Below are 12,809 nucleotides of genomic sequence, written 5' to 3' on the forward strand. Positions count from 1 at the left end.
AAACCGTCCTGCTGCTATGAGCTGACCTCGATCACCACCTTGCCCTTGGCGTGTCCGGCCTCCACTGCCGCGATCGCGTCCGCTGCATCGTCGAGAGGACGGATGTCCTCCACGTGGGGATCGAGCTTGCCGTCGGCGACCAGTTGCCCCACGATCTCGAGCACTCGGGAGCTGCGATCACGCTCGATCATATGCCCGCCCAGCTCCGGCGTCGTCTCGAAATCGCCTGCGCTGATAAGTTTCTCGCGGTTCGCAACCAGATCCGCCACCGCCCTCAGTCCGTCACCACCCGCCAGGTCGAAGATCGCGTCCACCCCGTCGGGCAGGAGTTGACGGATCCGGTCGGCGACTCCGTCTCCGTACGGCACCAACGTGGCGCCCAGCGATTCGACGAGTTCACGCTTGTCCTCGCTCGCGGTCCCGATGACGTTGATGTTGAGGTCGCGCGCGATCTGGGCGGCGGCGACTCCGACTCCCCCGCCGACCCCGTTGATCAACAGCGTCTGGCCTTCGTTCAACTTCAACTGGGTCACGCCGTCGTAGGCGGTCGCCGCGGCCACGCCCAGGGTGGCGGCATCGGCGAAACTGACCTGCGGCGGCTTCTTCGCGGCGGCATTTGCCGGCACCAGCGTGTATTCGGCGTAGCCGCCGGAACCGGGGGCAACGGTGCCGAAGACCTCGTCGTTGACCACGAAGCCGTCGACGTCTTTGCCGACCTCACGAACCACGCCCGAGACCTCGGAGCCCAACACGGCGGGCAGATCGCCGGGTGCGGCCGCCCCCATCATCCCGGAGCGGATCTTCCAGTCGACCGGGTTGACGCCGGCGACGCGAACCTCGACGAGTAGCTCACCCGCCAGCGGTGTCGGCATTTCCACGTCGCGAAACTCCTGAACATCCGGCCCACCATTGCTGTTGTATCCGAAGGCTTTGACCATCTCGCCCGTCTACCCCGGCATCAGGCGCCGATAAACGCGCTCGTGCCGCCACTCTGGCAGGTCAGTGCTGGGTCGCCAGCCGCTCCAACCGCCAGGCGCCCTGCCCGAAAAGGTGCAAGTGGTGTTGGTGATGTTGTTCGATCGAGCTGTGGTGACCCACGCTGACCACGATGGTGTCCGGCAGCTCGGTCCGTAGCAGCTCGTACAACGCGAACTCCAGGCCTTCATCGAGCGCGGAGGTGGCTTCGTCGAGAAATACCGCCTGCGGTCTGGTCAGCAGCACCCGGGCGAACGCGATGCGCTGCTGCTCGCCCGGTGAAAGCACTTTCGCCCAGTCCCGCCCCTCGTCGAGCCGGTCTCGCAGATGAGCCAACGACACCCCGGCGAGGACCTCGCGCAGCCGCTCGTCTGCGATGTCGCCCGATCCGGCCGGGTAGGCCACCACCGTGCGCAGATCGCCCAGCGGCAGGTATGGCAGTTGAGATACGAACATCGTCGCGTGGTCTTCGGCCGGCCGGGACCAGAGACCTGTCGCCGACGGCCACAACTCTGCGAGGCTGCGCAACAGAGTGGTCTTGCCGCTACCCGACGCGCCGGTGATGACCATGGACTCACCGCGCTCCAGCCGGAGATCGAGCGAATCGATCAGCCGGTCCCCCGACGGTGCGCGCACCTGCACCCCGGTCAACTCGACGGAGCCGTCGAGGCTGCGCTCGGTGGCCAACACCGGCAGTTCGCGCGCTCTCTCATTGGCCTCCACGAGTCCGTCGAGTCGAATGATCGCGGCGTTGTAGCTCGCGAACTGGCTGTATGCGTTCCGGAAGAACGACAGGCCCGATTCGATCTTCCCGAACGCGCCGGCGGACTGCGTCACGTCGCCCAACCTGATGAAGCCCGCGAACAGCCGCGGCGCCTGGAGAAGAAACGGCAATGGCAGAATCGTCTCGGTCACCGTGTAGTTCCAGCCGATCAACCGCAGCGTTCGGCGGACGTAGCTCCGATAGTTGGAGATGACGGCCGAAAACCTCGTGTCGAGTTGTTCACGTTCGGCCTTTTCGCCGCGGTAGAACCCGACCGCCTCCGCGGCATCGCGTAGTCGCACCAGCCCGTAGCGAAACGCGGCATTTGTCTGCTCGTTGCGAAAACTCAATCGGATCAACGGGTGCCCGATCCGAAATGCGATCAGCGATGCGGTCAGTACGTAACCGATGACGATCCAGAACAGTGCCTTTGGGATTACCACCCCAAACACTGTGAGCGGCCCGGCAAGTCGCCACAGGATCACTGTGAACGATGCCACGGACGCCACCGAGTTGACCGCCCCGAAGAGCAACATGCTCTGCGAGTAGTACGTCGGCACGTTGGGGCCGGTGCCGACGCCGGTGGTGAACATGTCGATGTCCTGCTGAATACGCTGATCGGGGTTGTCAACAGTGGGTTCGGTGAATCGACCGCGGTAGTAGGCGCGGCCCGCCAGCCAGTCTCCAGTCATGCGGTCGGTCAACCAGATTCGCCACCGGATGATGAAACGCTGGGTCAAATAGGTGTCGAACAGGATCCGGCCGATATGGATGACGGCCAGGATGCAGAAGATTCCGATCGCGACCCAGAAGCCGTGTATGCCGGAATTGCCCTGCGCCGCGTTGTGCGCACCCGCACCTTGAAACGCCGCCTGAAGAGCCGAGTAAAGGTCGTTGTTGTAGTAGCTGAGCAACACTGTGATGCGCACTTCGAGGATCACCGACAGCAGCAAGACCGCCAGCATGGACCACACCCGCAGACTTGCTGTGCCGGTGAAGTATTCGCCGGTGACGCGCCAGAACCGTTTCGCCCACGTGGTGTAGCGGATGAGCAGGACGGCCGCCACCAACACACACGCGGCGCTGAGCGCCCAGGCTTCCAGGGTCCACCACGTCGATGCGGCGAGCTGGTTTCCCCAGTCGATCGAGGGTCTGAACTTCTCCAATCGGACCACCTCCGGTGCGGTGGCGCGCGGGCACCACGAACGGACTCGCGAAGGTATCGCTCGCTGGGGACCGAGGGTCCGTTCGCCGGCGATTTCGCTACAGGTGGCAGTATCGACCCTTGATCTGAACATTAAGGAAATTGTTCGCACGGCCTGGGGCAGCGGCGATCTCGGCTGCACAGGGGCGGGCGGCCGCTGCTACGGTTCCGCTGAACATCCTCTGTCAACAGATTGCCGTCAACGGGAGGCGCCGCTGTGCCGCCGCTACTTCGTGACTTGCTTCGCCCCTACCGGCGGATCCTGGCAATCATTCTGGCAGCCACGCTGGTGCAGATGGTGATGGGCCTGGCGGTGCCATGGCCGCTCAAGGTCATTCTGGACAACGTCGTCGGAGACCATCCGCCCCCGCAATGGATCGCCTGGTTGTTCCCGATGGTGGGCGGATCCACCAAGTACCACATCGCCGCGGCCGCGGGCGTCGCGACGGTGGCGATCGCGGCGGTCAGCGGCGTCGCGTTCTATGTCGCCAGCTTCTCGACCGAGAAGCTTGGACAAAACATCGGAAACGATCTGCGGGTGCGGATCTATCACCACCTCCAGGAACTGTCCCTCGCCTATTACGACACCAATCGGGTCGGCACCATCCTCAGCACCCTCACGACCGATGTTCAGACGATCCAGAGCTTTGCCTCCACCTCTACCCTCAACATTCTCACCGACGCCCTGACGCTCGTCGCAATGGTGGTCGTGATGTTCGTGTTGCGTTGGGATTTCGCCCTGATTGCGGTGGCGGTGGCGCCGCTGCTGATCTGGTTTCTGGTGCGCGTCAACAAGGCCATGAAGACGGCCGTCCAGGAGGTCCGCACCAAACAATCCGATCTGCTCGCCACGCTGCAGGAGGGCCTCCAATCGATCGAGGTCGTGCAGGCCTACTCCCGGGAGGACTACGAAGAAGGCCGGGTCCGCACGGTCAGCAAAGACACGGTGACGGCGTGGCTCAAGGCCCGCCGATTGTCGGCGTTGCTGTCGCCGACAGTCAGCGTCGCGGTCGCGGTGTGCACCGGTCTGGTTCTCTGGCGCGGTGCGCTGCTCATCCTGGCCGGCACGATGACGGCGGGGGCGCTGACCGTGTTTCTGGCCTACATGGCCAGGTTCTTCCAGCCGGTTCGCTCGCTGTCCCAGATGACCAACACCCTGGCCCAGGTATCGGTCGGATTTCAGCGTGTGGTCACGGTGTGCGATGCCGACGTCGTGATCCCCGAACGGCCCATGCCTCTGGATCCGCCGTCCTTCAAAGGCGAGATCGCCTTCGAGCAGGTCTCTTTCGGCTACGACCCCGCTGTCCCCGTGTTGCGCGACATCTCCTTTTCGATCGGTCAGGGGCAGATGGTCGGGATCGTCGGGCCCACAGGCAGTGGCAAATCCACCCTGGTCAGCCTCATCCCGCGGTTCCGAGACGTCGTCGGCGGCCGGATCACGATCGACGGGGTCGACATCAGCGACTACAAGCTTCACGGGCTCCGCACCCAGATCGGCTTCGTGCTGCAGTCCACGGTGCTGCTACGCGGAACGATCCGGGACAACATCGCCTTCGGTCGCCCCGACGCCACCGACGAGGAAGTCATCGGCGCCGCCAGACTCGCCAACGCCGACGAGTTCATCGACCGCATGCCCGACGGCTATGACAGTCTGGTCGGCGACCGCGGCACAACGCTTTCCGGCGGTCAACGCCAACGCATCGGGATTGCTCGCGCGATCATTCGCGACAACCCCATTCTGATTCTCGACGAGCCGACAGCGGCGCTGGATGCCGAGTCCGAGCACCTAGTGATCGAAGCCCTGGAGAGGCTGATGGCAGGCCGCACAGTCATCACGATCGCCCACCGTCTCAGCACCCTGCGCGACACAGACAAAATCATCGTGATCAAGGACGGCGGAGTGGCCGAGGAGGGCACGCACGCGGAACTGCTGGTGCTCGACGGTGTCTACGCCCAGATGCACCGTCTGCAGTTCGAGCAGCCGGCTTGAGTTGCGCGCGGGCGAAGGATCGGCGCACAACAGGGCAACTGGGTGAACAGGTTTCCAACTGCGGGTTAACAGCTGACCCAACTGCGCGCGTGTAGGTTGTCGTTCACGTAAAGCCCTTGGCGTACACGTGATTACAACTGCTAGCATCCCGACTTGTCGAATGCCGTTTGGAGATCGCTCCACACACCAAATTAAGGAGACAAGCGATGCTGTTGATGCGAGATCACGGCGTTGAGGACTACGAGGCGCTGCCCCACATGGACACCACCGACGTGGGCGACCTGCACGACGACGATCGCGCCTGCCTGGAGGAGATCGGTCAGTACCTCGTGACGACCGACGCCTGGCAGCGTTTCGGTATCTGGTTGCTGCACAAGCACTTCGAGCCTGCACCGGGCGAGGTGTTCGTCGAGCACAGTCTGCGCTCGCCGAGAAGGACCGAGACCACCCCGATCGAGCGGTCGACGTTCAGCCAGGAAGCGCTGAGCACCACGGCGATCCGCTTCGGCGATTCGGTCAGCGACGATGTCGATGTGATCGGCATGGAATTCGCACAGCCCGACGACTTCGGCGGCACCTCTCCGTTGAGCGACGACGACGAGGCCGTGTTGGCCGGCCTGGCCGAGCGGTTACGCGGACACGACAAGATCGAACGCTTCGGTGTCCGGTTGATCCGCAACCCGCTGAGCCTCGCCGCGCACGAAATGCTGCACGAGACATGCGACAGCTCAACGCGCACCATGCATTGCACCGTCGGCGAGCGCGACGCGATGCTCGCCGACCAGGCCACCATTCAGACGGCGTGGCGGTGGCGGGTGGTGCAAGGCGGCAGCGAAGCAGTGGTGATGCAGGACTGCACCGCCGGCTGCGTTCGAGTCGGCGAGGGGCACGACCTCGCCCACACCGCCTCCGGAACAGACGACTTCGACAACCCCACCGAAGGCGGCCCGAACCAACCCTTCTGATCAACGGCTGCCTATTTCAGGCTGCGCACCAGCGCCTTTGATACATGCATCGCCGCCCCCATCGAACAGGTGGGGGCGGCGATGGCGTTTATCCCTAGCCGAGGCTCGGTCGCTTGCACCGATTGACGACCGCGATGACCATCACCAATATGCCGAGCGCCGCCACCGGTACCGCCCACATCCGTCGCACCGAGAGCTTGGAGTGACAGCTGCCGACCGCGTCGCTGCCCGGACCGCCCCCCGCCTGGGGGAACATTCTCGAGAAGTCGTCGACCTGACGAGCCGACTCGAGATTCGTCGTGAGGGCCGTGCCGCACGGGATGGGCACACCAGCCATGCTGACATCAGCTTCGACGGGATAGTTCAATCCCACGATCCCCGCGATGAGAATCATGGTCCCCACGATGGTGAGGATCCTGAGTCTGTCCATGCAGCATTCTTTCGGGTATCACTGCTTCGGGACGAGACTAGGGGCGCGTGTCAGGTGGGCGCGAGGTCACCGCTGTCGACGAACACCAGAGTGCCGTCTGTGAGAGTGACCGCCCACCGGCGAGCCGGATCGGCGAAGTGGTCCGGGCCGATGTCGACTGGCTGACCCACGTCGTCCCCGAAGTCCTCGACGATCACTCCGGTTTTCTCACGATCAGTACCCGGATAGACACGCACCGATCTACCGACGGCGATGTCGCCGTCCGCCGGTTGATCCGGCTGCGCGCCCCGCGACCGTTTCATTAGCCCAGTAGAGCACATCTGAACCGAATAGGAACGACTTAGCTGAATTGACACTCTGCGAGAATTGTCCAACACACGAACAACGTCCACCGAACGGTCCACAAGTCGGTCACCGGTTCCGCGCACTGTTTTGTAATGCCCGCCCAGCGAGACGAACTCGCCCGCGCTTCGCGCAACCCAGTGTGCATGTTTGCGGTCGAGCCGATAGCGTCGCGCCATTGCCGTGGCGGCGCTCTTGTTTCGCGCCACAGATCGCATCGATCACCCGTGTGCGGGAGCGTTGGCAATCGATCACGACCACCGCCGCCGGGAGCGCTGCGCCCAGTATTCGTCAGGGTCTTCGCGCAAAGTCGACACCTCATCCATCACCTGCGGCGGCAGTGCCAAACCGGCGCCCGCGAGATGCGACTCCACCTGAGCGACCGTGGCCGCGCCCGATAGCACCCGAGATGCCCACTGCTGGTGGACGGCTGCGGCGATCGCGAGCTGATCCAGGCCGACACCCAGCTGGTCCGCCAGCTGCGCCGCCCGCCGGACTCCGGCGCTATCCGCACTGCCCGGTGCCAGACGCCCGTTGGCAAAGCACTCCTTGACCACGACCGCCATCCCGGCGCCACGAGCTTCCGAAAGCGCGTCGGCGGCTGATGGTTCCAACAGGTTCCACGTCGATTGAACCGAAGAGAACACCGGCGCACCCCCGACCTGGATGTCGATGGCAGCACGGATGACATTCGCTTGCCGTGGCCCCGACGTGGACAGCCCGAGCCTGATTCCGTCGTCGCGGAGGTCGCCAAGGGCTCGCTGGAGTTGGACGTCGCTCAGCACCGGACTCTCTTCGGTCACCGAGTGCACCTGATACAGGGTGAGGCGATCCCCCAGAAAGGCCCGGGTTTCGCCGAGTTGCGTTTTGAAGGCCTGGAGCGTGTGGTCCTTGACTTCGTGCACGTCGGCCTCGAGGTGCCAGTCGCCGACGTAGCGATAGCCCCACTTGGACGCCACCTCGACATCGGTGACGTCGGGCCGGGAGTCGAGCCAGGCGGCGGCAAACTCTTCGGCCCGACCATACGAGCGCGCGACATCGATGTAGCGAATTCCGCCGGCGTAGGACTCATCGAGGACCTCAGCCGTTCTGGATCGCATCTCGGCGACCGACCGGGCTGATCCGAGGTCTCGATCGCGGCCGGCGGTGAGATACGCGGGCCGCCCGAGAGCGGCCAGTCCGATGCCCATTCGGTCGGCTGGTGGTGTCGTCATGCGCCCGTGTACCCCTTCCGGCGGAAAGCCGACCAGTGGATCGACTGACGCACCTCTCACGTCGTTCAGCAGAAACTGTCCTCTTCCGGAGATTGTCAACTTGTGCTGATGTCGTCAGCATGAGATGACACTGTTCGAAAGCATGCACCGCCTATCCTGTGACGACGATGTCGCCGTAGACATCTTTTGCGACGGGTGAACGCGCTCTGGTCCGCAACGTGCCAGTCTGGCGTCATCGCATCAAAGATGTTGCGCGAGTGTATTTACTGAGCAACGAGGTGAGACAGTGTTAGCCCAGCACCGTCTGAATGTCGTCTCGATGAAATCAGCACTGATCGCTATCGGTGTCGGGGCGGCGGTGACCGTGGGATCACTAGGTGTATTGGCCCAGCAATCACCCGGCGCGCCGAGCAGTCCGATGGCGCAAGCGCCGCACGAGATGAGTCTGGGGAACACGAAGACTCCGTCTGCGCCGCGGTCGAGACCTGCGACGCCCAGCGCCAGGCCGCCGGTCAGGGCGCTTCCGGCGCCGGGCACCATACCCGGCCTGTGACGGCTTTGCCGGTGCTTGCCTTCAGAGACGAGAGCATGCGGTCTCGGCGATGTGCAGATCGTCCAACTGATCGTCGGGATGTGGCGGGGTGTGCACGCGAAAAGCCAACCCGGCGGCGATCAGGCAAGCGATCGCCCCGGCCCCGAGGGCCGCACGCCCGCCGAACTGTTGGCAGATCCATCCCATCACGATGCTGCCCACCGGGGTGGTGCCCAGATAGAAGAAGCTGTACAGGGCCATGATCCGCGCCCGGTACGGAGGCGATGAGTGCAATTGCAGTGTTGTGGAAGTCAGCGTGACGAACACGAAGGCCGCCACACCCGTGAGCGCCAATGCGATGACGGCTGCGGTGACGGTCGTGGTCATCGCGGTGAGGATCATGGCCACGCCGAAGGCGAGACTGGCCACCGCCAGATAGATCCGTTTGGGGTGGGCTATCCGCCCGACCAGAAGCGATCCGAGCACCGATCCAACGCTCAGCGCAGCTGTCAACAGGCCATAGGCACCGCCGGCGGCGCCGAGGTCATCCTCTGTGAAGACCGGCAATACCACCGTGAAGTTGAAGGCGAACAGGCCGATCAACGCCATCATCGCCAGTGGCAACCACAGCTGATGGCGTCCGCGCGCATAGCGCAGTCCTTCCCCGACGCCGCCGGAGGCGCGGCCCGCCGCCGACCCCGTCGGCGAGGTGATCGTCAGCAGCGCGGCGATGACCGCCAGATAGGACAGCGCGTTGACCGCGAAACACGGCGTGGTGCCGACCGTGGCGATCAAGATGCCGGCGATGGCGGGGCCGATCACTTTGGCGCCGTTCATGATCACGCCGTTGAGGCTGACTGCGCTGGCCAGGTCGGCGGCCGGCACCAGCTGGCCGACGAACGCCTGTCGAGCCGGACCGTCGACCACCGTTACCAATCCGCTGGCCACGTTGATGCACATGATGACCACAATGCTCGCCACCCCGGTGAATACGGCGAACCACAGGGCGCCGGCGAACACCGCCGATGCGACCTGAGTGATCAGCAGTAATGTGCGCAGGTCGAATCGGTCGGCGAACGCACCTCCCCAAGGCCCGAGCAACAGCGCCGGTAACGAGCCCGCCGCAAGGACCATTCCCAGCGAGGCGGCAGATCCGGTCTGCTGGAATACCAACCACCCGAGAGCGGTTTGCTGCAGGAATGTTCCACTGGCCGAGGGCAACTGCCCGAAGAAGAAGCGACGAAAGTCACGGTGGCTGAACGCGCGAAACGGGTTGGTCTTCTGTCCGGGCGCCAGCTGTCGCCGGCGCCGCCGGACCATGTTCAGCACATACATCCCAGCCCGCCGGAGTGTCTGCGACCGGACAGATCAAGGGCGACAGGGGAAGTGTCGTAGCCGCCGTACACGCCGACCGGCGACCAATCGGGCATGGCAGGCGGAGGGGGCGGCGCCAGTTCGGCGAACTCCTGCACCCCGTATACCGCCTCGCCGCCTACCACGGTCAGGACGGACTCGATCTGTCGGATCTCCCGATCGGAGACGGTGAAGTAATCGGCGGACAGTACCGCGAGATCGGCGAGTTGTCCGACGCTGATCTGGCCTTTGCGGCCCTCGCTGTTCGAGAACCAGTTCGGATACTCGGTCCACATGCGAAGGGCGGTTTCGCGGTCCAGCAGATTGGATTGCGGATAGAGACCCAATCCACCGACCGTGCGCCCGGTGGCGAGCCACGACAGACCGACCCAGGGATCATAGGAAGCCACCCGCGTCGCGTCCGTTCCCGCCGAGGTTTTCACACCGGCCGCAAGCATCTGACGGATCGGCGGCGTCCGCCCGGCCGCCTCGGCGCCGTACCGCTGCACGAAATACTCGCCCTGGTATGCCATCCGGTGCTGTACCGCGATCCCGCCGCCGAGTGCCGCGATGCGCTCGATCGAGCGGTCGCTGACGGTTTCGGCGTGGTCGAAGAACCAGTTGAGCCCGGTGATCGGGATCTCCCGATCGACCTTCTCGAACACATCGAGCGCACGGCTGATGGTTTCGTCATAGGTTGCGTGCAACCGCCACGGCCAGCGGTTCTCCGCCAGGACGCGAACCACCGCCTCCAACTCGCCTTCCATCGTTCTCGGCATGTCCGGCCTGGGCTGGCGGAAGTCTTCGAAGTCTGCGGCCGAGAAGACCAGCATCTCCCCCGCGCCGTTCAGGCGGAAGAAGTCGTCGCCCTGCCCGAATCGGGTTCCCTCCGTCCACCCGAGGAAGTCATCACGTTCGCGACCGGGTCGCTGAGTGAACAGGTTGTAGGCGAACCGCAGCGTCAACTGGCCCTCGTCGTGCAGCTTCTGGATGACCGCATAGTCGTCCGGATAGTTCTGGAAACCGCCGCCGGCGTCGATGACGCTCGTCACGCCCAGTCGATTGAGCTCACGCATGAAATGGCGCGTGGAGTTGACCTGGTAGTCGAAGGGCAGCGTGGGTCCCTTCGCGAGTGTCGAGTACAGGATTCCGGCATTCGGCGACGCGATCAGTAGACCAGTCGGCTGGCCATTTCTGTCGCGCGCAATGCGGCCACCGGGAGGATCGAGAGTGTCCCTGGTGTAGCCGACCGCGCGCAGCGCGGCAGCGTTGAGCAACGCTCGGTCGTAGAGGTGCAAGATGAACACCGGCGTGTCCGGAGCGGCGGCGTTGATCTCGTCGAGGGTGGGCAAACGCTTCTCGACGAACTGATGCTCGGTAAAACCGCCCACCACCCGCACCCATTGTGGCGCCGGTGTCCGTGCGGCTTGTTCCTTGAGTTTGCGCATCGCCTCCGCGAGGCTCGGCACGCCGTCCCAGCGCAACTCCATGTTGTAGTTGAGGCCACCGCGGATGACGTGCGTGTGGTTGTCGGCCAGCCCGGGAATCACTCGTCTTCCGCCACAGTCGACCACCCGCGTGTGGGGGCCGGCGCTTGGCGTGATATCTGCCTTCGCACCTACGGCGGCGAAGCGGCCGTCAGAGATCGCCACCGCGGTGGCCTCCGGGACACCGGGATCCAGTGTGGTGAACCTGCCGTTTGTCAGGATCAGGTCAGGTGTTTTGAGTTCGGCCATGGCGGCCTCCGTTCGAGATGGGAAAGGTTCAGTCGTCGGCCCAGCGGTGCGACCTGTTCGCCGCACCACTGGGCCGGTAGAGGTGGGTCATCCGCCCCACATGTGTCTGACGAAAAGGGGAATCTGCTCGCCGACGAGAATGGCCAGCAGACCGACCAGCGCAATCAGCGGCGGTGCAGGCGATTTGACGCTGAGGAGGCCATAGATCAGCCCGACGAGCAGACCCACCGCGCCTGAGACCAGGAATGCGATCATCTGCCTGCCTTTCTTCGGAGACGGTTTAGGCGTCTCGCGGGGCCAGTCCGCACAGCGCCGCCAAAAGAACGTCAATGTTCGGGGCCGCTGCAGCATGGAACGTCTCGGTTCGGCCGACCCGCGAACCCTGCGCCGCAGGCTCATACCGCTTGGACGGCCGGCCCTGCTTCGGAGGCGTGCTCGCCGAGCATGGTCTTGGCGTAAGTGATGCCGATTCCGTAACTGCCGCCGAACTGCTTTGCGACGTTCATCACCGCGTCATAGGTCTCCACGCGAGCCCAGTCCCGCTGCAACTCGAGGAGATACTGAATCGACGTCATCGGGCGGGCGCCGGCCTGAATCATGCGCTCGACGGCACGATCGTGTGCCTCGCTCGACACGTCACCGCAGGCGTCGGAGATGAAGTAGACCTCGAATCCCTGGTCCAATGCCGACAGTGCCGGACCGACGATACATACTCCAGTCCATAGTCCCGCCAGGACCAGCCGCTTCTTGCCGATCTGGTTGATGCGGTTGGTGATTCGGCCGTCCTCCCAGGTGTTCATCGTGGTGCGGTCGATGATCTCCTTGTTGGGGAAGGTGTCGGTGATTTCGGTGAAGATGGGGCCGGAGAACGACTCCGCGGCGACGGTGGTCAGGATGGTATCGACACCGAACACCTGTGCGGCGTGGCTGACAAGCGACACATTGGTTCGCAGCAGCGCAGCATCGATCGACTTGGTCGCGAATGCCATCTGGCTCTGATGGTCGATCAGCAGCAAGACATGGTCGTGAGGGCTGATGAGCAGGCTGCCCGGAGTCGGCGTGGCGTCGACGGTCATAGTTGTCCTCCTTGTATGGTCTCGACCGGCAATGCGGTCCGAGTGCGCCAATCGGCGTGACCGCCACAGTGACAGGACGCACCGTGTCGCGCGTTCATCCATCGCAATGGATGTGCACAACGAAAAGATCACTGCGCCAGCGCCGCCAGACTTTTGTCAGATGTCCACGGTCGTCACGACATGGACGACCGCGCACCGCGACCGCGGTAATTGTTGTCTGCCGCACAGA

The 12,809-nt window shown here is 64.1% G+C and carries 11 protein-coding genes; 2 read left to right on the forward strand and 9 right to left on the reverse strand.

Annotated elements, in window-relative coordinates; translation table 11 throughout:
* Window positions 1-14: 14 nt before the first annotated feature.
* Complete coding sequence (locus tag ACVWWN_RS30900) at window positions 15-938, reverse strand: NADP-dependent oxidoreductase (RefSeq protein WP_457147247.1); 924 nt, start codon at window positions 936-938, stop codon at window positions 15-17.
* A gap of 61 nt (window positions 939-999) precedes the next feature.
* Window positions 1,000-2,904: an ABC transporter ATP-binding protein/permease gene (locus ACVWWN_RS30905; protein WP_457147248.1), complete on the reverse strand. Its 1,905-nt coding sequence runs from the start codon at window positions 2,902-2,904 to the stop codon at window positions 1,000-1,002.
* Window positions 2,905-3,159: 255 nt separating this feature from the next.
* On the opposite strand from ACVWWN_RS30905, the gene ACVWWN_RS30910 reads away from it, so the two are divergent.
* Both ACVWWN_RS30910 and ACVWWN_RS30915 read left to right on the forward strand, forming a co-directional pair.
* Complete coding sequence (locus tag ACVWWN_RS30910; RefSeq protein WP_457147249.1) at window positions 3,160-4,932, forward strand: ABC transporter ATP-binding protein; 1,773 nt, start codon at window positions 3,160-3,162, stop codon at window positions 4,930-4,932.
* A 206-nt stretch (window positions 4,933-5,138) separates the two neighbouring features.
* Window positions 5,139-5,897: a hypothetical protein gene (locus ACVWWN_RS30915; protein ID WP_457147250.1), complete on the forward strand. Its 759-nt coding sequence runs from the start codon at window positions 5,139-5,141 to the stop codon at window positions 5,895-5,897.
* Window positions 5,898-5,991: 94 nt separating this feature from the next.
* On the opposite strand, the gene ACVWWN_RS30920 is transcribed toward ACVWWN_RS30915, so the two are convergent.
* The 7 genes from ACVWWN_RS30920 to ACVWWN_RS30950 form a co-directional block, all read right to left on the reverse strand.
* Window positions 5,992-6,327: a hypothetical protein gene (locus ACVWWN_RS30920; protein WP_457147251.1), complete on the reverse strand. Its 336-nt coding sequence runs from the start codon at window positions 6,325-6,327 to the stop codon at window positions 5,992-5,994.
* 50 nt (window positions 6,328-6,377) lie between these two features.
* The gene (locus ACVWWN_RS30925; protein ID WP_457147252.1) at window positions 6,378-6,629 is read right to left on the reverse strand and encodes a hypothetical protein; all 252 of its coding nucleotides are present in this window, start codon (window positions 6,627-6,629) and stop codon (window positions 6,378-6,380) included.
* 291 nt (window positions 6,630-6,920) lie between these two features.
* Window positions 6,921-7,883: an aldo/keto reductase gene (locus tag ACVWWN_RS30930; RefSeq protein ID WP_457147253.1), complete on the reverse strand. Its 963-nt coding sequence runs from the start codon at window positions 7,881-7,883 to the stop codon at window positions 6,921-6,923.
* Between the two features lie 574 nt (window positions 7,884-8,457).
* On the reverse strand, window positions 8,458-9,735 hold the full coding sequence (locus ACVWWN_RS30935; protein ID WP_457147254.1) for an MFS transporter: 1,278 nt from the start codon (window positions 9,733-9,735) through the stop codon (window positions 8,458-8,460).
* A gap of 2 nt (window positions 9,736-9,737) precedes the next feature.
* Window positions 9,738-11,504 carry an amidohydrolase gene (locus ACVWWN_RS30940; protein WP_457147255.1) on the reverse strand — a complete coding sequence of 589 codons (1,767 nt, stop codon included), beginning with the start codon at window positions 11,502-11,504 and terminating at the stop codon, window positions 9,738-9,740.
* A gap of 87 nt (window positions 11,505-11,591) precedes the next feature.
* Window positions 11,592-11,759 (reverse strand): DUF1427 family protein, encoded by a 168-nt coding sequence (locus ACVWWN_RS30945; protein ID WP_457147256.1) that lies wholly within the window; start codon window positions 11,757-11,759, stop codon window positions 11,592-11,594.
* 140 nt (window positions 11,760-11,899) lie between these two features.
* On the reverse strand, window positions 11,900-12,580 hold the full coding sequence (locus tag ACVWWN_RS30950) for a hydrolase (RefSeq protein WP_457147257.1): 681 nt from the start codon (window positions 12,578-12,580) through the stop codon (window positions 11,900-11,902).
* Between the last annotated feature and the right edge of the window lie 229 nt (window positions 12,581-12,809).

This window comes from Mycobacterium sp. URHB0021, from assembly GCF_054057895.1.